Here is an 18,776-nt window from a genome sequence, read left to right as displayed (position 1 = left end):
CGCCGCCCCCTCCGGCGCGGACGGCCCCCGCACGTTGCAGATATCCGTCCCGGCCGCACCACTCCCCCCACCGGCCCTGCCCGACGGCTTGCAGATGGCTTGCTGTCCCCGCCCGGAGGAACCAATGACCCCGCCACCCGCCTCACACGATTCGTACGGCGCGCTGCACGACGCGGCGTACGACGGTGAAGGCGACCAGCCGCTGGTCCGTCCGTACGCCATGACCGGCGGCCGGACCAGGCCGCGCTACCAGCTCGCCATCGAGGCGCTGGTCAGCACCACCGCAGACCCGGCGCACCTTGCCACGCTTCTTCCCGAGCACCAGCGGATCTGCCACCTCTGCCGTGAGGTCAAGTCGGTGGCGGAGGTCTCCGCGCTGCTCCAGATGCCGCTCGGTGTCGCCCGGATCCTCGTCGCCGACCTGGCGGAGGCCGGCATGGTGGCGATCCACCAGCCGGGCAATGGAGAGACCGGCGGCACGCCGGACGTAACGCTGCTCGAGAGGGTGCTCAGTGGACTTCGCAAGCTCTAGCGGCGGCGCCGCCCGCTCCACCACGTCGGCGAAGATCGTGGTGGCGGGCGGATTCGGCGTGGGCAAGACCACGTTCGTCGGCGCGGTCTCGGAGATCAACCCGCTGCGCACCGAGGCCGTGATGACGTCCGCGAGCGCGGGCATCGACGACCTGACCCACACCGGGGACAAGACGACCACCACGGTCGCCATGGACTTCGGCCGCATCACCCTCGACCAGGACCTGATCCTGTACCTGTTCGGCACCCCCGGCCAGGACCGCTTCTGGTTCATGTGGGACGACCTCGTACGCGGCGCCATCGGCGCCGTCGTCCTCGTCGACACCCGCCGCCTCGCCGACTGCTTCCCCGCCGTCGACTACTTCGAGAACAGCGGCCTCCCCTTCGTCATCGCCCTCAACGGCTTCGACGGACACCAGCCCTACACCCCCGACGAAGTACGCGAAGCCCTCCAGATCGGACCCGACACCCCGATCATCGTCACCGACGCCCGCCACCGCGCCGACGCCAAGAGCGCCCTCATCACCCTCGTCGAACACGCCCTCATGGCCCGACTCAAGTAGGCGGTGCCATACGGCAGTTGTCGTAGGCGAAACGGGGGCGGACTGTGTCCTTTGACACGATCCGCCCCTGTGTTCATAACGTTTCGACAGAGAATTCTCGTGTCACCGCAACCCGCCGCGTTCATTCGGTGTCGCTGCGCTCACATCAGCCCCGCCATTTGGCGGGGCTCGCTCTTTATGCCCGTTTTATCTGAGGCTTTGGCCACTCGGAACCGCAGATTCCAGACGTTTGGATGGCGGCCGTCCCACGTGCTGGAATTCGACGAACTCCCGAGTAGTACGGCCCCGAGAAGTACGGCTCTGAAACACACAGCGGCACGCCCCACGGGTGCCGGCTCCGAGAGGTTGTTGGTCGAGTGAAGCGAAGCAGGACGAGCTCCGCGACGCAGCAGGCGCGGGGCAACTTCACCCCGCCGCAGCGCACGGCGGTGGCACAGCCCGCGCCCCAGACCTCTGCCCCGGATCCCGGCAAGGACACCCCGGGCAGCAGCAGCCGCTTCTCCCCGCGCAACTGGCGCGTGGCCACCCGGCTGAACGCGATCCTCCTCATCCCCGTGCTCGTCGGCCTCGTCATGGGCGGCTTCGAGGTGAAGGGGTCCATAGCCACCTGGCGCGACGCCCGCAACGCGGAGAAGGTCGCGAACATCGTGCGCGCCGCCTCCGACTACGGCCAGGCGCTGCTCAACGAGCGTGACCTCACCGCTCAGCCGCTGCTCCAGAACAAGCGCGACAGCGACGACGTCAGCAAGGCGTACGCGACCTCGGACGCGGCCCGCGCCAAGTTCGACGACGCCGTCAAGGGCATGCCGGACACCCCGAGCCTCAAGCGCCGCCTGGCCAAGGTCCGCGACGCCGAGAAGACCCTCGACGACCTGCGCAAGACCGCGTACGCCAAGGGCGTCGAGGCCAAGAACCCGGTGCTGACCGAAGAGGGCTACACCGCGATCCCGCACTACCTGAGCACGTTCTCCAACGAGCTCGGCCTGGGCACCGGCAACATCACCAGCTACGGCCGCATGGTGTACGCGGTCGACCTCGCCAAGTCCGCGGAGTCGCTCCAGCGCTCCATCGGCCTGCACCTCCTGCTGCGGCCGAGCGACGACCCCAAGACCTTCCAGATGCAGGTCAAGGCGTTCAACTCGTACAACTACCTGGAGTTCATCGCCCTCGGCGAGTTCGACGCCGGTGGTACGGACGCCGACAGCCAGCACCTCAAGGAGGTCATGGCCACCAAGGCCGCGAAGGTCGCCCAGGACTTCCCGGGAGCCAAGCAGCAGGCGGACAACGGCCCGCACATCGGTGCCGCCCCGGCCGCCGACGGCTCGATCTACAACGGCATGGCCGCAGCGATCGGCGAGGGCCAGACGGCCAAGCAGCTCAAGGCCCAGGGCATCACGCCCGAGTCCTGGATGGCCGCGGCCACCTCGAAGTTCGACGGCTACAGCGAGGTCGAGGACGAGCTCGTGAGCCGGGCCGTGACCGAGGCCGGCCAGATCGCCGACGACGCCAAGACCACCGCGTACATCAACGGCGCGATCGTCGTGGTCGCCCTGCTCGCCGCCTTCATCCTGGCCGGCATGGTGGCCCGCCAGATGAGCCGCTCGATGCGCCGGCTGCGCAACGCCGCCTTCGACGTGGCCGAGCAGCGCCTGCCGATGCTCGTCGACCAGCTCTCGCGCACCGAGCCCGGCCGGGTCGACACCCGGGTCGAGCCGATCCCGATCGACTCCACGGACGAGATCGGCGAGGTCGCCCGCGCCTTCGACCAGGTGCACCGCGAGGCGGTCCGGCTCGCCGCCGAGCAGGCCCTCCTGCGGGGCAACGTCAACGCGATCTTCACCAACCTCTCGCGCCGCAACCAGTCCCTGATCGAGGGCCAGCTGACCCTCATCACCGACCTGGAGAACAACGAGGCCGACCCGGACCAGCTGGAGAGCCTCTTCAAGCTGGACCACCTCGCGACCCGCATGCGCCGCAACGGCGAGAACCTCCTGGTCCTCGCGGGCGAGGAGCCGGGCCGCCGCTGGGACCAGCCGGTCCCGCTGGTCGACGTGCTGCGCGCCGCCTCCTCCGAGGTGGAGTCCTACGAGCGCATCGAGCTGTCCGGCGTCCCGGAGGCCGAGATCCACGGCCGCGCCGTGACCGACCTCGTGCACCTGCTCGCCGAGCTCCTGGAGAACGCCACCACGTTCTCCTCGCCGCAGACCAAGGTCCGCGTCACCGCGACCCGTCTCCCCGACGGCCGCGTGATGATCGAGATCCACGACAAGGGCATCGGCCTGACCGCCGAGGACTTCGCGGACATCAACCACCGCCTGGCCAACCCGCCGACCGTGGACGCCGCCGTCTCCCAGCGCATGGGCCTGTTCGTGGTCGGCCGGCTGTCCGACCGGCACGGCATCCGCGTCCAGCTGCGCCCCTCGGGCGAGCAGGCCGGCACCACGTCCCTGGTCATGCTCCCGGACCCGATCACCCACGGTGGCGGTGGCGAGAGCGCCCCGCTGGGCGACGACTTCACGGTGTCCTCGATCATCCCCGAACAGCACAAGCAGCAGGCGTACGAGGCCGCTCCCGCCCCGATGCGGACGGCGGCCGAGCTCGGCTTCGACGACTCGCGGTACGAGAGCGCCGACCCGTCCGACCCGCGCGAACTCGACCCGGTCAACCGGTCGTTGATGCGCGAGGAGCGCCGCGCGGCCCTGGAGGCCCAGGCGCACGGCGGCGAACGCCCGCTGTTCCGGGACGAGTTGGAGCCCCAGCAGTCCCCGGCGTACGACGGCTCGTACGAGGGCCAGCAGCAGTACGCCACGCAGGAGCAGTCCTACGAGGGCTCCTACGAGCCTCAGCAAGCGGGCGGCGGCTACGACGGCTCGTACCAGAACCAGCAGTACGCCCCCGAGCACACCGGTGCCTACGCGCAGGACTCCTACGCGCCCCAGAACGGCTACCAGGAGTCCGGCTATGCGGAAGGCTCCTACGGGGGCCCCACGGCCGACCAGGGCCCTTACGAGGCCCCGTACGCCACCCAGGCGCCGCAAGGCGATTGGCAGCAGGAGAACGCCTACCAGGAGCCGTACGCGGCCCCCTTCCAGCCGGAAGCGGAATCCGTCGAGGAGTCCCGGGGCGTTCCCGAGGGCGCCGCGGACCGCGTAGGCTTCGACCGTCCGGGCCCCACCCCGACCAACGGTCACGGGCTGACCGACGCGGGTCTGCCGCGGCGCGGCAGCCAGCAGAGCCGGCCGGCCGAGCCCGAGCAGGAGCAGTCCGCGACTCCGGACGGACCGGCAGGCGACTGGCGCTCGACCAATGACGAGCGCTGGACGCGGGCCGAGAAGCTCCGTGAGCCCAAGGCCGGCGGGGTCACTCCCTCCGGTCTCCCCCGGCGGGTGCCCAAGGCCAATCTGGTCGAGGGCGCGGCCGAGCAGACCCCGCAGGGCGGCCCCCAGGTCTCCCGCGCTCCGGAGGACGTGCGCGGCAGGTTGAGCAACCTGCGCCGCGGTGTCCAGCAGGGCCGTAACGCGGGGTCGGACACAAGTAACACCTACAACCAGGAGCGTTAGTGTGAGCCCGATGAGCCAGGCGGCGCAGAATCTGAACTGGTTGATCACCAACTTCGTGGACAACACCCCCGGGGTGTCCCACACGGTGGTGGTCTCCGCCGACGGACTCCTGCTGGCGATGTCCGAAGGCTTCCCCCGGGACCGGGCCGATCAGCTGGCGGCCGTGGCCTCCGGCCTGACGTCCCTCACCGCGGGCGCCTCCCGGATCTTCGAAGGCGGTGCCGTCAACCAGACGGTGGTGGAGATGGAGCGCGGCTTCCTCTTCATCATGTCGGTCTCCGACGGTTCCTCCCTCGCCGTCCTCGCGCACCCGGAGGCCGACATCGGCCTGGTGGGTTACGAGATGGCCCTGCTCGTGGACCGTGCCGGGAGCGTGCTGACTCCCGACCTGCGCGCGGAACTTCAGGGAAGCCTTCTTAACTAGTTACCGATCAGTTCTCAATCAGCAGACAGGCCGTGCGTTTCTCGCCACCGCCCCATAAGGTGCGGTGGCGCGGCCCCAATGGGACGGGCACCGGTAGTCGGAGGAGGAAACGTGACAACACCCCCAGGCGGGCACCCTTACAGCGGTGGACAGCAGTCTCCGGGTGAGCACGGGCAGAACCGCTTCAACTTCCCCTCCACGCCGAGCAGACACGGTCAGGGACAGGGCGGCCAGTACCAGGGGCCCTACCAGCAGCCGAACCGTCAGCCGAGCCCGTACGACCAGCCGCCGCAGCCCCGGATCGAACCGGTGCAGCCGAGGCAGACCCCCCAGCCTTCCCCGGCGGGCGGCGCGCACAACCCCCTTGTGCGGCCGTACGCCATGACCGGCGGCCGCACCCGGCCGCGCTACCAGCTCGCCATCGAGGCGCTGGTGCACACCACGGCGGAACCGGCAAGGCTGCAAGGGCAGTTGCCCGAGCACCAGCGGATCTGCCACCTGTGCCGCGAGATCAAGTCGGTCGCCGAGATCTCGGCACTCCTCTCCATCCCCCTCGGCGTTGCCCGGATCCTCGTCGCCGACCTGGCGGAGGCCGGACTTGTCGCCATCCACCAGCCCGGCGGCGACGAGTCCGCCGGCGGACAGCCAGACGTGACACTGCTCGAAAGGGTGCTCAGTGGACTTCGCAAGCTCTAGCGGCGGTGCTGCCCGCTCCACTACTTCCGCGAAGATCGTGGTGGCGGGCGGTTTCGGCGTGGGCAAGACCACGTTCGTCGGCGCGGTCTCGGAGATCAACCCGCTGCGTACGGAAGCCGTGATGACCTCGGCGTCGGCAGGCATCGACGACCTCACGCACACGGGTGACAAGACCACGACGACCGTGGCGATGGACTTCGGCCGCATCACCCTCGACCAGGACCTGATCCTGTACCTGTTCGGCACCCCCGGCCAGGACCGCTTCTGGTTCATGTGGGACGACCTCGTACGCGGCGCCATCGGCGCCGTCGTCCTCGTCGACACCCGCCGCCTCGCCGACTGCTTCCCCGCCGTCGACTACTTCGAGAACAGCGGCCTCCCCTTCGTCATCGCCCTCAACGGCTTCGACGGACACCAGCCCTACACCCCCGACGAAGTACGCGAAGCCCTCCAGATCGGACCCGACACCCCGATCATCGTCACCGACGCCCGCCACCGCGCCGACGCCAAGAGCGCCCTCATCACCCTCGTCGAACACGCCCTCATGGCCCGACTCCGGTAGTACGGCTGGTACGGCGACAGACGAGAAGGCCCCGCGTTCCCTCCAGGGAACCCGGGGCCTTCGTCGTTATGCGGGCGCATTCCGGCCAGGCCCGCTCAGCCCAGCAACTCGCCCAGTTTCAGGGCGAATTGGGCAGGGTGCGTCACCACTCCCACGTGCCCGCCGGGGAACTCCGCGAGCTCGGTCCCGTACCGCTCCGCGAGCTTCGCGGCCGGCCGGTACAGCCGCAATCCGTGCGACGCCCACCCCGCCGCGGGCACCAACTTGCCCGCGTGTGCGTCGAGTTGGGCGAGGTCCGGCGCATGGCCGCTGAACGGGCCCAGGATCCGCCCCAGGAAGAACGCCGCGTTGCCGGCCACCCGCCCGAACGTCTCGGTCATCCGCGGCGAGAGCCCGGAGAGGTCCGGCTTCTCACCCCGCTCCTCGCCGCACCCCGCACCCATCTCGGCCATCGCCGCCGCGACCCCCGCGCGGTGGTAGGTCGCGACGACCGAGGCGAAGAAGGCGTGCTGCTCGGCCGCGTCGGGCAGCAGGTCGACGAGGACCGGCTCGTGCGCGACCACCCGCGCGAGGCGTTCCGGGTGCCGGATGAGCAGTTCCACCGCGACGATGGCGCCCGAGCTGGTGCCGAAGACGTAGGCGGGCGCGCCGTCGGGCGCGACGTGGTCGAGCAGCCGGTACGCGTCGTCGGCCTGCTCCTCGACGCGCTGGTCCGCCTCCGGCCCGTCGAGCGGGCTGCGGGAGTGGCCGCGCGGGTCGTAGGTCACCACGGTGAAGCGGTCGGCGAGCGCGTCGGCGACCGGTTCGAAGATCCCGGCGTCCCCGCCGCCGCCCGGGATGAGCAGCAGGACGGGCCCGGAGCCGCGCACCTCGTGGCGCAGCGTCGCCCCGGGCACCTTCAGGGTGGCGACGGCGGGTTCAGTCATCGTTCTTCTCCTCGCTCCGGGGCCAGTGCTCCAGCGCGATGTGCAGCGCCTCGACCCCGCGCTCCCACGACCTGCGCACCTCGCGGGGGTGGCCGAATCCGCCCTCCGCTTCGAGGGTGATGTAGCCGTGGAAGGTGCTGCGCAGCAGGCGTACGGCATCGGTGAGGTCGGGTTCGGTGAGGCCGTAGGCGCGGAGCATGCCGTACGTCGTGTCCGCGGTGCGCGCCATGACGGTCGAGCCGGCCGCGAGTTCGGGGTCGACCCGGAGCTGGGTGGCGGCGTACCGGCCGGGGTGGGCCAGCGCGTAGCCGCGGTAGGCGTCCGCGAAGGCCACCAGGGCGTCCTTGCCGGCCCGGCCCGCGACGGCCGCCGCGATGGAGTCGATGAACTCCCCCGCCGTGTACAGCGCGACCCGCTGGCGCAGCTCGCGGAGGTTCTTGACGTGCGAGTACAGGCTCGCGTCCTTGACCGCGAAGCGCCGGGCGAGCGCGGACAGCGTGATGCCCTCGAACCCGACCTCGTCCGCCAGCTCGGCGGCCGCCACAGTGAGCCGCTCGGCCGTCAGCCCCGCTCGGGCCATCCGCGTCACCTCCGCACCACAGAACCTAGCCCCTCTAGGTTAACGCCTAATATACATAGGCATCATGCCCCTGAACAGCGAAGAGCCCCCGCCGGTAGGGGCGGGGGCTCTTCACGGGGCGATCCTGGGCGGGATCAGCCCTGCCAGGAGTGGGGGGCGCGGAAGCCGGGGGTGCGCTCCAGGCGGCGCCAGCCCGCGGTGGAGCGGCCGCGCTTGGCGGCGGGTGCGGGCTGGGCGGCGGCCCGGGCCAGCAGGACCGCGGTGATCGCGGCCAGCTCCTCGGGGGCGGCGTCGCCCTTCTCCACGCGGAGCAGGGACTCGGACGAGGTGGAATTCGGGGTGCTCAAGTTCGTCTCCTCTTACTGAGGCGGGTTGCCGTGCTTGCGGGACGGCAGGTCTGCGTGCTTGGTGCGGAGCATCGCCAGGGAGGCGATCAGGACGGACCGGGTCTCGGCGGGGTCGATGACGTCGTCGACCAGACCCCGCTCGGCGGCGTAGTACGGGTGCATCAGCTCGGCCTTGTACTCCTTGACCATCCGGGCCCGCATCGCCTCCGGGTCCTCGGCGTCCGCGATCTGCCGACGGAAGATGACGTTGGCGGCGCCCTCGGCGCCCATCACCGCGATCTCGTTGGTGGGCCAGGCGTAGGTGAGGTCGGCGCCGATGGACTGGGAGTCCATGACGATGTAGGCACCGCCATAGGCCTTGCGCAGGATCAGCGAGATCCGCGGCACCGTCGCGTTGCAGTACGCGTACAGGAGCTTCGCGCCGTGCCGGATGATCCCACCGTGCTCCTGGGCCACGCCCGGCAGGAACCCGGGGACGTCCAACAGAGTGACGATCGGGATGTTGAACGCGTCGCACATCTGGACGAAGCGGGCCGCCTTCTCCGACGCCTCGATGTCCAGCACGCCCGCCAGCGACTGCGGCTGGTTCGCCACTATGCCGACGACCTGGCCGTCCAGACGGGCCAGCGCGCAGATGATGTTCCGCGCCCACCGCTCGTGGACCTCGAGGAAGTCGCCGTCGTCGACGAGCTCCTCGATCACCTTGTGCATGTCGTAGGGGCGGTTGCCGTCCGCCGGAACGAGATCGAGGAGGGTCTCCGAGCGGCGGTCGGCCGGGTCGTCGCTCGGGTGGACCGGCGGGTTCTCCCGGTTGTTCGACGGCAGCATCGAGATCAGGTAGCGGACCTCGGCCAGGCACGTCTCCTCGTCGTCGTACGCGAAGTGCGCGACGCCCGAGGTCTCGGCGTGCACGTCCGCGCCGCCGAGCCCGTTCTGCGAGATCTCCTCGCCCGTCACCGCGCGGACCACGTCGGGGCCGGTGATGAACATCTGCGAGGTTTCCCGGACCATGAAGACGAAGTCCGTAAGCGCCGGGCTGTAGGCGGCGCCGCCCGCGCACGGGCCCAGCATCACCGAGATCTGCGGGATCACCCCCGACGCCCTGGTGTTGCGCTGGAAGATGCCGCCGTATCCGGCGAGCGCCGAGACGCCCTCCTGGATGCGGGCGCCCGCGCCGTCGTTCAGGGAGACCAGCGGAGCACCGGCCGCGATGGCCATGTCCATGATCTTGTGGATCTTCGTGGCGTGCGCCTCGCCCAGCGCGCCGCCGAAGATCCGGAAGTCGTGGGCGTACACGAAGACCGTGCGGCCCTCCACCGTGCCCCAGCCGGTGACCACACCGTCCGTGTACGGCTTCTTCGCCTCCAGGCCGAAACCCACCGCCCGGTGCCGACGCAACTGCTCCACCTCGTGGAACGAGTACGCGTCGAGCAGCAGGTCGATGCGCTCGCGCGCGGTCAGCTTGCCCTTCGCGTGCTGCGCCTCGGTCGCACGCTCACTCGGTCCACGACGCGCTTCCGCGCGCAGGGCAAGAAGTTCTGCCACACGTCCACGCGTATCGCTCGGCTCACCCGGGGTCTCGTCCACAACGGTCATGTATCGACCCTACGAAAGCGACCAAGGATTTCCTCCGTCGACTCTGCACAGTCTCGGGACCGCTTTCCTAGTGGGGGCTGACAGTAGAACTGCACCAACAGCCCGACTCGACAGCTCAGAGGGCCCGAGATCTGTGGGGTCTCGACAACGACCGCGGGAACGTGCCGTCGACCGGGCGACAGCGCTCTGTCAGCCCCGCGTCAGCCGAGGACGAGTTCCGTACGCAGCGTGCGGCAGGCGGTGCCCGGCGAGAAGCGCAGCCGCAGCGAGCTGCCGGTGGCGAGAACCTCCACCCCCGGGTCCCGCGAGGCCACCGAGCGTACCGGCCGCTCCCAGGTCACCTCGACCGGAGCGCCGGTGCGCTCGGGGGCGGCGAGCGACAGGGTCGCCGTGTGGGGTGCCGTGCGGACCAGGACGCTCGCCGGGCCGTCGGCGCTCAGACCGTCCACCGCGCCCGCCGTCCAGAAATTGGCGGCGAGGAGTCCGATGCGGGGTGCCGAAATGGCGTGCAGAGAGGCCGAGTTGGCGCGGATGCGCACCTGGTCGCGGTCGGCGGCGCGGCCCGCGGTCTCCAGCTGCCGGGCCCCTGGCAGCAGGACGTAGGCGTACGAGGCGTCGGCGGGGTCGGTGCCGTGGTCGAACCAGAGCGTGAGGTAGCGGCGGGTGACCGGGTCGGCGGTGCCCCCGGTGTTGATGGCCTTCCAGGTGCCGGTGCGCTCCTCGCGCAGCGCCTGTACGGGGGCGCCGCCGGGGAAGACGTAGCCGCCGTGGCCGGCGAGGTGCGCCCAGCGGGCCCGCGGGAAGGTGTCGTGTCGGCCGAGGGTGGTGGGCAGGCGGCGGCCGTCGACGGTGAGGGCGTTGGTGCCGGTGGCGCCGAGGTTGCGCTGGTCGACGACGGTCTCGACGGGGACGTGGTCGGCGGCGGTGATCCCGGCGCCCAGGCAGACGATCTCGTCGCCCACGAAGAACCACGACTTGCGGGCGGCGAGGGTGGAGGAGAGCCCCTTGAGGTGCTGGCCGACGGCGGCGTACGTACCGTCGCTCGCGCCGCCCACCCAGGTCACGGCGGGTCTGGCCGCGCCCCACGCCCCGCCTTCGCCGTCGGCGAGCGGCTTGCGCGCGACGGTGGTGCCGGGCATGCGGTACGGGTCGGCGGTGGGCCAGAAACCGTCGCTGTACTGGTCGCCCGCGAAGCCGTCGCCCCACCAGGCGAGCATTCCGGAGCCGGTGTGCCAGCCGTGCAGGTTCTCGCCGTTGCCGTTCTCGTAGTACGCGATCCGGCTGGAGGCCATGCTCAAGGAGGCGGCGAAGCGGGTCCCCCGGTGCACCGCGCGGTCCATGGCGGGGAACAGGTGCGGGCCGGTGGGGGCGGGGGCGGCCGCGGGCGCGGCGTCGACGGCCGCCCGCAGCAGGGCGAGGTTGGCGACGGAGAGGCGCTGGTCGGTGAGGACCGGGGTGGTCTGGGCGCGGTCCACCCAGCCCTTGATCAGCGCGCGCCAGCGGTCGCGTTCGGCGGCGGAGGCCCCGAGGGCCAGCATGGCGATGTGGGCCATGATCGTGCGGCCCATGAGCTGGTCGTCGGTGGTCTGGCGGGAGATCGCACGGCCGTTGACGCAGTCCATCATCAGGCCGTCGTGGATGAAAGGCGCGTAGCTGCGCTCGACGGAGTCGAGGATGATCTGCCGGTTCGGGTCGGTGACCGCCCAGGTGGAACCGGCGAGCAGCGCGAAGAGCCGGGACAGGCCGTCGATCTGGACCTCGCCGTAGGAGCCGGTGTACGCGATCCAGGTGTGCTGGATGAACGATCCGTCGGCGTACAGGCCGTCGCCGGAGGTGACGTAGGGGAAGACGGGCGACAGCGCGTCCCGGGCCAGCGCGATCTTCGCGGCGTTCCGGCCGAGCACCCCGCGCGTGGCGAGCACCCGGCAGAGGTCGGTGCGGTTGGCGCCGGTGGAGGTGCCGCTGTAGATGGCGACCGCGCTGTCCGGGACGAAGTGGTCGATCGCGGCGGTGTAGTGGCCGAGCTGCTCCGCGGTGAGGGTGTCGTGGGCGATGACGGCGGTGTCGAGGAGGAGGCGGGAGCTGCCGATCTGCCAGTCCCACCAGTTGCCGAAGGGCTTGGTGGTCTCGTTGTAGATCTGGGTGTAGAGGTGGTCGAGCCCCCGGCCCACCGCGGCGATCAGGGCGCCGTCGCCGGTGGATCCGGTGCCCGGCTGCGCCCAGGCCTGGGCCATGGTGTTGAGCCGGCCGTAACTGGCGCTCATGTTCGCGGAGCCGGTGGCGGGGTTGGTCAGCGGCTGGTCCGGCCAGAGCGAGCCGGTCGTGGGTGCCATGGTGGCGAGGGCGGCGCGGGCCGCCGTGCCGAGCGCGGCCAGTTTGGTGGCGTAGGGCTCGGCGCTCGCGTCGAAGCCGGAGCCGAGCGTGAGCTCGCGCCACCGGAGCCGCAGGGTGTCGAACTCGTCGGTGGCCGGGGCGGGTTGGGACGCCCCGGCCGGTGCGGTGTTCAGCGTGAGGCCGAGCGCGACGGCGGCGGCGCCGGTGCCGGACGCGGCGAGGAAGGTGCGGCGTGAACTGCCCTGGGCGGATGGCATGGTGGCGGGACCTCCGGAGCGAAAGCGAACGAGGAGGGGCACGGGTGGGCGGCGCGGGGCCCGGGGACGAGCGAGGCGCGATGGAGCGGTTTCTCTCATGACATCGAAAGAACGCGCAATACTTCGCACATTCATCAAGGAAATTGATCGTTCGCGCAGAATCGTGCACGAACGATCCAACGGGGGTTACGCTCCTGGTCAGCGGTTGACGACGCCCGGCGGGAGCCGGTGGGGAGGGGCGGGTTCACGTGCACGCGGAGGACAGGCACCAGGCGATACTGCGCAGGCTGCGCGAGCGCGGCTCGCTCCGAGTGACCGACTTCGCCGAGGAGTTGAAGGTCTCCGCGGTGACCGTGCGCCGGGACGTGGAGGCGCTCGCCGAACGCGGTCTGGTGACCCGGGTGCACGGCGGCGCGCTGCTTCCCGAGACGGCGTCGGCCGCCGCCTCCGCGCTCCGGCCGACCGGTGCACCGCCCGGTCCGGGCCTGGTCTTCGGCCTCGTCGTGCCCGCGGCGGACTACTACTACCCCGAGGTCATCAAGGGTGCGAGGGAAGCGGCCGCCGCCCGCGGCATCCGGCTCGTGCTCGGCATCTCGCAGTACCGCCTCGACGAGGAGCGGGCCCAGGTGCGCCAGTTGCTCGGCCACGGGATCGACGGGCTGCTCATCGCGCCCTGCGGCCCGGCCGGAGACCAGGACTGGCTGGCGGGCCTCGGCGTGCCCTTCGCCCTGGTGGAGCGGCGTTCCGGGGACGACGTCCCGGGCGCGGAGCGGGTGGTGACCGACCACGCCCACGGCGCCCGGCTCGCCGTACGCCACCTCGCCCGCTCCGGCCGCGAGCGGATCGGGCTGCTGCTGCGCGCGGACAGTCCGCACAGCGCGCTGGTCGAGGAGGGCTACCTCGGCGGGCTCGCCTCGCTCGGCCTGCCCGCGCCGGGGTCGCTGCGCTTCACCATCACGGCGCCGGAGGCCGACCCGGTGCGCCGGGACGCCCAACTCGACGGGTTCACGGGGGCGGTGGGGGCGGGGCTCCTGGACGCGGTCCTGGTCCACAACGACCACGACGCGATCGTGCTGCTCCCCCGGCTGCGGGCCCGCGGCCTGTCCGTGCCGGGGGACCTCGCGATCGTGGCGTACGACGACGAGGTCGCGGCGCTGGCCGACATCCCGCTCACGGCGGTGGCACCGCCGAAGCGGGCGGTGGGGGTGGCGGCGGTGGACCTCCTGGCCCTGCGCGTCGCCGACCCCGGGCGGCCGCGCCACCACCTCTCCATCCTCCCAGAACTGAAAGTCCGCGCCTCCACTCCGTGACCCCTTGGCAGTACTGGTGCGGGCCACCCTGCGGGTGCGGGCTCCCCGCGGTCCCCTTCGCCCGCGGACCGTGCTCGCTTCTCGCGCAGTTCCCCGCGCCCCTTGGTAGCACTGGTGCGGGCCACCCTGCGGGTGCGGGCGCTCTCCGTGGGCTCTTCGCCCGCCCACCGTGCGTGGCTGGTCGCGCAGTTCCCCGCGCCCCTAGCAGGGTCGTGCTGGTCGGCATGGGCATCTTCAGCCCGTCCGGCGATTGAGGACGAGCGCCGTTCAGGCGCGAACGGGGGTCTGGGGGCGGAGCCCCCAGGAGCCCTTCAACCCCCGGCGGGTTTAGGGAAGGGGCGGGGTGGGGCCCTCCGGGGTCTGGGGCGGAGCCCCAGGTGGGCCCCGGGCTGGGGCGCGGCGGGGGGTGTCAGCGGTGGGCCTGCCAGTGGGTCTCGCCCCGCAGGCCCGCCGCGATCCGGGGATCCCGAACGGACGGCGTCGGATCGGCGACCCGGACCGTCAGGTCATGAGTACCCCGCCCAAGCCCCAACCCCCACACGGGCACCGCCGTCCACCCCGCGTACCGCCGCAGCTCCCGCCCGTCCAGATACCACCGCACCGTCAGCTGCCGAGCACCGACCAGCCGCGGCACGGACACCCGCGCGGTGTCGTACGGCCGCAGCGTACGAGCCGTGGAGACGGCAGGCGTCGCGATCGACGCGTGCCGGTAGAAGCCCGCGATCATCGCCTCCACCCCCGGCAGGTTGAACGGCTTGCCCAGGATGCGCATGATCGAGCCGTCAGTGGGCCGGTTGAGCCCGGTGACGTAGTAGCCCCCGCCCTCGTACGCCCCGACCGTGCCCCCGTCCGGCGAGGTCTCGCCGAGCCAGCGGTACCACTTGGTGCGGTCGGCGGCCATCTCGTCGGCGGTCAGGATTGAGATGTTCGACTGCTCGGCCTCGGGTCCCGAGTAGTGCTCGTAGCCCGGGGTGCCCGGGTAGGAGTACTCGTCGGCCAGCTTGCCGAGCGAGTGCCCGGTCTCGTGGATGGCGACCTGGCCGGACTTGGCGTTCTGGGCGGACGCGGTGGATATGCCTTCGTAACCCAGCGTCCTGGACGGCTCGTTGTAGCCCGCCCCGCCGTACTTGGCGCTGTTGGCGAGGACGATGACGAGGTCGGCCTGGGGCGCCTTCGCCACGTACGAGTCGACCTTGTTCTGGTCGACGCAGAGCAGCCGTTCGATGCCGTCGCACCAGAAGTAGGAGCCGAGCGCGGTGTTCTTCACGTCCCCCTGCCCGGGGTCGCCGGAGACGCCGCTCTGCGCGGAGACCGCGTCCACGGTCCAGACGTTGAAGAGGTTCTGGTAGGTCGTGTACGGCTCGACGCCGGTGATCTCGCCCCACTTCTCCTTGGCGTCGGCGTGGAACTGGTCCAGCTGGTCGGCGGTGTAGCCGTCGCCCACCACGACGATGTCCAGGCGGTCCGCGGTGGAGCCGTTGTCGATCACCTTGGTGACCTGGCCGTCGGCGGCGGCCGCGGACGCCGAGAGGTGCGGCGCGGGCGCGCCCCGCCCGCTCACGGGGACCAGGGTGTGGCCGGAGCCCGCGGGGGTCTGCCCCGCGCCGGACTCCGGGCCGGGTATCTCGACCTGGACCCGCGGGGGCGGCGGCGCCGGATCGGCGGCGGCCGCGACGCCGGGCGCCGCGGTGAGCGCGGCCGCGACCGCGGTGGCGAGCGCGGCGGTGACGATGCCTCTGCGCAGGGGTGAGCGCATGAAGTCCTCTCCCTGTAACGGAAGTTAAGCGATCGGGTAAACGCGTTGAACGGCCTGCTTAAATTAGGGGGCGCACGGGGCGTGCGCAATGCCCTGGACCCAAGGGGACGCCATGGATGAACCTGCCGTGATCGGCCGCCGAGTTCAGCGACTGCGCGCCCAACTGGGCCTGACACAGCGCCAGTTGGCGGAACCCGCGTACACCCCCGCCTATGTCTCGACGCTGGAGTCCGGCAAGGTCCGCCCGTCCGACGCGGCGCTTCGCCATCTCGCGGAGCGGCTGGGCACGACGTACGAGGAGCTGGCCACCGGGCGCCCGGCGCGGCTCGTCACCGAGCTGCGGCTCGGTCTCACCGACGCCCAGCGGGCGCTCGCGACCGGCGAGGCCGACGAGGCGGCCGTCCGCTACCGCCGGCTCCTCACCGAGGCCGAGCTGCACCACCTCGACGAGGAACGCGCCGAGGCGCTCCTCGGCCTCGGCGACTGCGCCCTGGAAACCGGGGAACTGGAGGACGCGGTCCGGCACTTCGAGGCGAGCGAGCGGATCCTGGCCGCCGAGCCGCTGCCCCGCCGGGCGCGGGCGGTCCGGGGCCGCGCGGTCGCCCACATCCTGGCGGGCGAGCTGCGGTACGCCTGCTACCTCCTCGAGTCGACCATCGACGAGCTGGGCACCAGCGGACTCGGCGACCCGGAGGCGCTCGTGCTCCTGTACGCCGCGGTCATCGGCCCGTATCTCGACATGGGCGCCCAGGCCCGCGCGGCGCGCGCCGCCGAGCTCGCGCTCGCGCTGGCCCCGCAGGTCTCGGACCCCGCCCTGGTCGCCGGGATGCACCGCCAGGTCGCCAGGACCTTCCTGGCCGAGGGACGGCTCGCCGACGCGGACGCCTCGCTCGCCAAGGCGCAGTCGATCTACCGCCAGCTGCGACTGCGCACCGACCTCGCACACTGCCACTGGATGCGCGGCTACGTGTACGCCCAGGACGGTGAACTCGAGCTCGCCGAGCGGGAGTTGCGCGCGGCGCGGGACATGCTCGCGGCCAAGCGGGCCGCGCTGTTCACCGCGCAGGTGGAGGTGGAGCTGGCGGATGTGCTGCGGCGGCGGGGGCGGCACGAGGAGGCGATGGCGCTCCTGACGCCGCTCACCGAGCTCGGCGACCAGCACGGCGCCGTGCACGCGGGCGGCGCGCACCGGCTGCTCGGCCTGATCCGCGAGGAGCGGGGCGAGAGCGAGGCCGCGGAGGAGCACTACGTCACCGCGCTCGGGCTCCTGGAGCACAGCGGGGCCAGCGGCGACCTGGCCGACCTGTGCCTGCTGCTCGGCGACCTGCTGCGGCGTACGGGTCGGACCGAAGCCGCCCTGGACGCCTACCGCACCGGACTCGGCCACCGCGCCGCCCCGGGCACGACGACCCTGGGCCCGGCCCCGCTGCCGCCCCGCGCCTGACAGCGCCGACGGGGTTCTCATCGGGGCTCGGGCACCGACCTGAATCGAAGTAGTTGAAAACCGAACGGAATAGGTCTACCGTGAATCTCGTTGAAAGTTAAACCGCTTCGGCGTACGGCCGGAGCGCGTCCCCCAAGGAGCAGGTCATGGGTCTCTTCGGCCGCAAGAACACCGACACCGCCACCACGCCCGCCGCCGTCGAGGTCGACCCGGCGCTGGCCGCGCTGAGCGGCACGTACACGATCGACCCGGCGCACAGCAGCATCGGCTTCACGGTCCGGCACGCCATGGTCACCAACGTGCGCGGCTCCTTCGCCGAGCACGAGGGCACCCTGACCCTCGACGGCGCGAACCCGGCCGCATCCGCCGCGACGATCGACGTCAAGATCGCCAGTGTCGACACCGGCATCGCCGACCGCGACGCCCACCTGCGCAGCGGCGACTTCTTCGACGCCGAGCAGTTCCCCACCATGACCTTCCGCTCGACCGAGGCCATGGCGCTCGGCGGCGACAAGTACCGGATGATCGGCGACCTGACGATCAAGGACGTCACCCGGCCGCTCGCCATCGACCTGGAGTTCAACGGCACGGCCACCGACCCCTACGGCAACCAGCGCGTCGGCTTCGAGGGCGGCGCCGAGATCCTGCGCTCGGACTGGGGCCTGACCTGGAACGCCGCGCTCGAGACTGGCGGCGTCATGGTCAGCGACAAGGTGAAGCTCACCTTCGACATCTCCGCGATCAAGGCGGCGTGACCCCGGCGGGTACCCGCGCAAAATGCGTTGCCGGACCGGCCCGGTGCACGAGGCTGCCCGCATGTCCGAGAACGCGGCCACCGGCCGATCCTCCGTCGGCGCCCTCTTCACCCAGGGGCGCCTGACCGCGATCCCCCGCAGGACCGCCCGCCGTGAGCAGCTGCTCGCCCACCTCGCCGAGACGCTCTTCGAGCGGGAGCGGGACTACGGCGAGCGCGAGGTGAACGACGCGCTGCTCACCGTGCACGACGACTTCCCGGCGCTGCGCCGCTTCCTGGTGACCGGCGGCCACCTCACCCGCACCCGGGACGGCGGCAGTTACCGCCGCGCCAGGTAGGCGGCGAACGACACGAGCGCGACGGCGACCAGGCCGAGCACCACGGCCGCGGTCGCCTTCTCGCGCAGGGTGTACGGAGGGACCTGCGGCAGCGTGGGGAACGCGATGTAGGGCGACGGCACCGGCGGCGAGGCCGGGGTGCGGCCGAGCGCCCGGCGGCGGGCCGCGCGCAGCGCTCCGTACAGCAGCGGGAACAGCGCCGGTCCGAGCAGCGCGGGCAGCGCCGCCGCCACCGGCAGGTGCAGGGCGGCCACGGCGAGCAGCCAGCCCGCGAACCACAGCCAGCAGGCCGACCCCGCCGTGAGCGGCGCCCGTACCAGGAGCCGCAGCGGAGCTGGGGCGGGACGGGCGAGCGCGGTGAGGGTCTCGGCGAGGACGGCGGTCCGGTCGTCGGCGGGGTGCGCCTGGGCCTGGGCCCAGGCCTGCTGGGCCGCGCCGGCCGGGTGCCCCACGACGGCGAGCACGAGGCGCGCGTCGTGGCGCTGCACCCTCGCCGAAGGCTCCGACCGCGCCGGCTCGGGTCCGCAGGCGGCGGCGTAGGCCGCGAGGAGCACCGGGTCGTCGGGGAAGGTGGCGAGGCCCTCGCGGAAGACCGCCTCGGCGCGCTCCGCGTGCTCCTCGCCGCCGTCGGCGGCGTGCGCGCGGCCGAGCAGGGCGTAGAGGCGGGGGTCGGGCCCGTCCGTGTACAGCGCGGCCCGCGCGGCCTTGCGGGCGTCGCTGGTGCGGCCCGCCCGCAGCAGTGCCTCCGCGTCGGCGCAGACCGCCATGACGTCTTCGTGCCCGGCTTGCAATGTGTCC

The 18,776-nt window shown here is 71.9% G+C and carries 17 protein-coding genes; 10 read left to right on the top strand and 7 right to left on the bottom strand.

The annotated features are described in order from the left end of the window. Positions 1–124 precede the first annotated feature (124 nt). From AC07F3_RS26065 to AC07F3_RS26040, 6 genes are all read left to right on the top strand, one after another. Positions 125–532: a DUF742 domain-containing protein gene (locus AC07F3_RS26065; protein ID WP_053727885.1), complete on the top strand. Its 408-nt coding sequence runs from the start codon at positions 125–127 to the stop codon at positions 530–532. Beyond that, positions 513–1,094: a GTP-binding protein gene (locus tag AC07F3_RS26060; RefSeq protein WP_100577621.1), complete on the top strand. Its 582-nt coding sequence runs from the start codon at positions 513–515 to the stop codon at positions 1,092–1,094. The genes AC07F3_RS26065 and AC07F3_RS26060 overlap by 20 nt, the downstream gene beginning before the upstream one ends. Before the next feature lie 356 nt (positions 1,095–1,450). Beyond that, positions 1,451–4,654, top strand: a complete 3,204-nt coding sequence (locus tag AC07F3_RS26055; protein WP_479116851.1) for a nitrate- and nitrite sensing domain-containing protein — start codon at positions 1,451–1,453, stop codon at positions 4,652–4,654. A 10-nt stretch (positions 4,655–4,664) separates the two neighbouring features. Then, positions 4,665–5,078 carry a roadblock/LC7 domain-containing protein gene (locus tag AC07F3_RS26050; RefSeq protein ID WP_053725133.1) on the top strand — a complete coding sequence of 138 codons (414 nt, stop codon included), beginning with the start codon at positions 4,665–4,667 and terminating at the stop codon, positions 5,076–5,078. A gap of 111 nt (positions 5,079–5,189) precedes the next feature. After that, positions 5,190–5,774, top strand: coding sequence for a DUF742 domain-containing protein (locus AC07F3_RS26045; RefSeq protein ID WP_469839643.1), 585 nt, complete (start codon positions 5,190–5,192; stop codon positions 5,772–5,774). Next, positions 5,755–6,336, top strand: a complete 582-nt coding sequence (locus AC07F3_RS26040; protein WP_100577617.1) for a GTP-binding protein — start codon at positions 5,755–5,757, stop codon at positions 6,334–6,336. Before AC07F3_RS26045 ends, AC07F3_RS26040 begins: the two co-directional genes overlap by 20 nt. Positions 6,337–6,431: 95 nt before the next feature. Here AC07F3_RS26040 and AC07F3_RS26035 read toward each other — a convergent pair whose 3' ends face one another. From AC07F3_RS26035 to AC07F3_RS26015, 5 genes are all read right to left on the bottom strand, one after another. After that, positions 6,432–7,262: an alpha/beta fold hydrolase gene (locus tag AC07F3_RS26035; protein WP_479116849.1), complete on the bottom strand. Its 831-nt coding sequence runs from the start codon at positions 7,260–7,262 to the stop codon at positions 6,432–6,434. Continuing rightward, a complete protein-coding gene (locus AC07F3_RS26030) occupies positions 7,255–7,842 on the bottom strand; it encodes a TetR/AcrR family transcriptional regulator (protein ID WP_479116848.1) in 588 nt (195 codons plus the stop codon). The genes AC07F3_RS26035 and AC07F3_RS26030 overlap by 8 nt, the downstream gene beginning before the upstream one ends. 134 nt (positions 7,843–7,976) lie before the next feature. Beyond that, positions 7,977–8,189 carry an acyl-CoA carboxylase subunit epsilon gene (locus AC07F3_RS26025; RefSeq protein ID WP_479116847.1) on the bottom strand — a complete coding sequence of 71 codons (213 nt, stop codon included), beginning with the start codon at positions 8,187–8,189 and terminating at the stop codon, positions 7,977–7,979. Between the two features lie 12 nt (positions 8,190–8,201). After that, positions 8,202–9,785 (bottom strand): acyl-CoA carboxylase subunit beta, encoded by a 1,584-nt coding sequence (locus AC07F3_RS26020; RefSeq protein WP_479116846.1) that lies wholly within the window; start codon positions 9,783–9,785, stop codon positions 8,202–8,204. Positions 9,786–9,985: 200 nt separating this feature from the next. Further along, positions 9,986–12,376: a polysaccharide lyase 8 family protein gene (locus AC07F3_RS26015; RefSeq protein WP_479116845.1), complete on the bottom strand. Its 2,391-nt coding sequence runs from the start codon at positions 12,374–12,376 to the stop codon at positions 9,986–9,988. A gap of 248 nt (positions 12,377–12,624) precedes the next feature. On the opposite strand from AC07F3_RS26015, the gene AC07F3_RS26010 reads away from it, so the two are divergent. After that, positions 12,625–13,686, top strand: a complete 1,062-nt coding sequence (locus tag AC07F3_RS26010) for a substrate-binding domain-containing protein (protein ID WP_479116844.1) — start codon at positions 12,625–12,627, stop codon at positions 13,684–13,686. Positions 13,687–14,095: 409 nt separating this feature from the next. Here the strand turns inward: AC07F3_RS26010 and AC07F3_RS26005 are convergent, their stop codons facing one another. Continuing rightward, positions 14,096–15,442, bottom strand: coding sequence for a M64 family metallopeptidase (locus AC07F3_RS26005; protein WP_479116843.1), 1,347 nt, complete (start codon positions 15,440–15,442; stop codon positions 14,096–14,098). Positions 15,443–15,554: 112 nt separating this feature from the next. Between AC07F3_RS26005 and AC07F3_RS26000 the strand changes: the two genes are divergently transcribed. From AC07F3_RS26000 to AC07F3_RS25990, 3 genes are all read left to right on the top strand, one after another. Next, positions 15,555–16,886 (top strand): helix-turn-helix domain-containing protein, encoded by a 1,332-nt coding sequence (locus AC07F3_RS26000; RefSeq protein WP_479116842.1) that lies wholly within the window; start codon positions 15,555–15,557, stop codon positions 16,884–16,886. 146 nt (positions 16,887–17,032) lie between these two features. Beyond that, positions 17,033–17,641, top strand: coding sequence for a YceI family protein (locus AC07F3_RS25995; RefSeq protein ID WP_479116841.1), 609 nt, complete (start codon positions 17,033–17,035; stop codon positions 17,639–17,641). Positions 17,642–17,702: 61 nt separating this feature from the next. Next, positions 17,703–17,978 carry a DUF2087 domain-containing protein gene (locus AC07F3_RS25990; RefSeq protein ID WP_479116840.1) on the top strand — a complete coding sequence of 92 codons (276 nt, stop codon included), beginning with the start codon at positions 17,703–17,705 and terminating at the stop codon, positions 17,976–17,978. On the opposite strand, the gene AC07F3_RS25985 is transcribed toward AC07F3_RS25990, so the two are convergent. Continuing rightward, positions 17,960–18,745, bottom strand: a complete 786-nt coding sequence (locus tag AC07F3_RS25985) for a tetratricopeptide repeat protein (RefSeq protein WP_479116839.1) — start codon at positions 18,743–18,745, stop codon at positions 17,960–17,962. The two genes, AC07F3_RS25990 and AC07F3_RS25985, sit on opposite strands and share 19 nt — an antisense overlap. Positions 18,746–18,776: the final 31 nt, after the last annotated feature.

The sequence above is a fragment of the Streptomyces sp. NPDC045846 genome (assembly GCF_056431605.1).
This window is presented reverse-complemented; position numbering and strand designations above follow the sequence as displayed.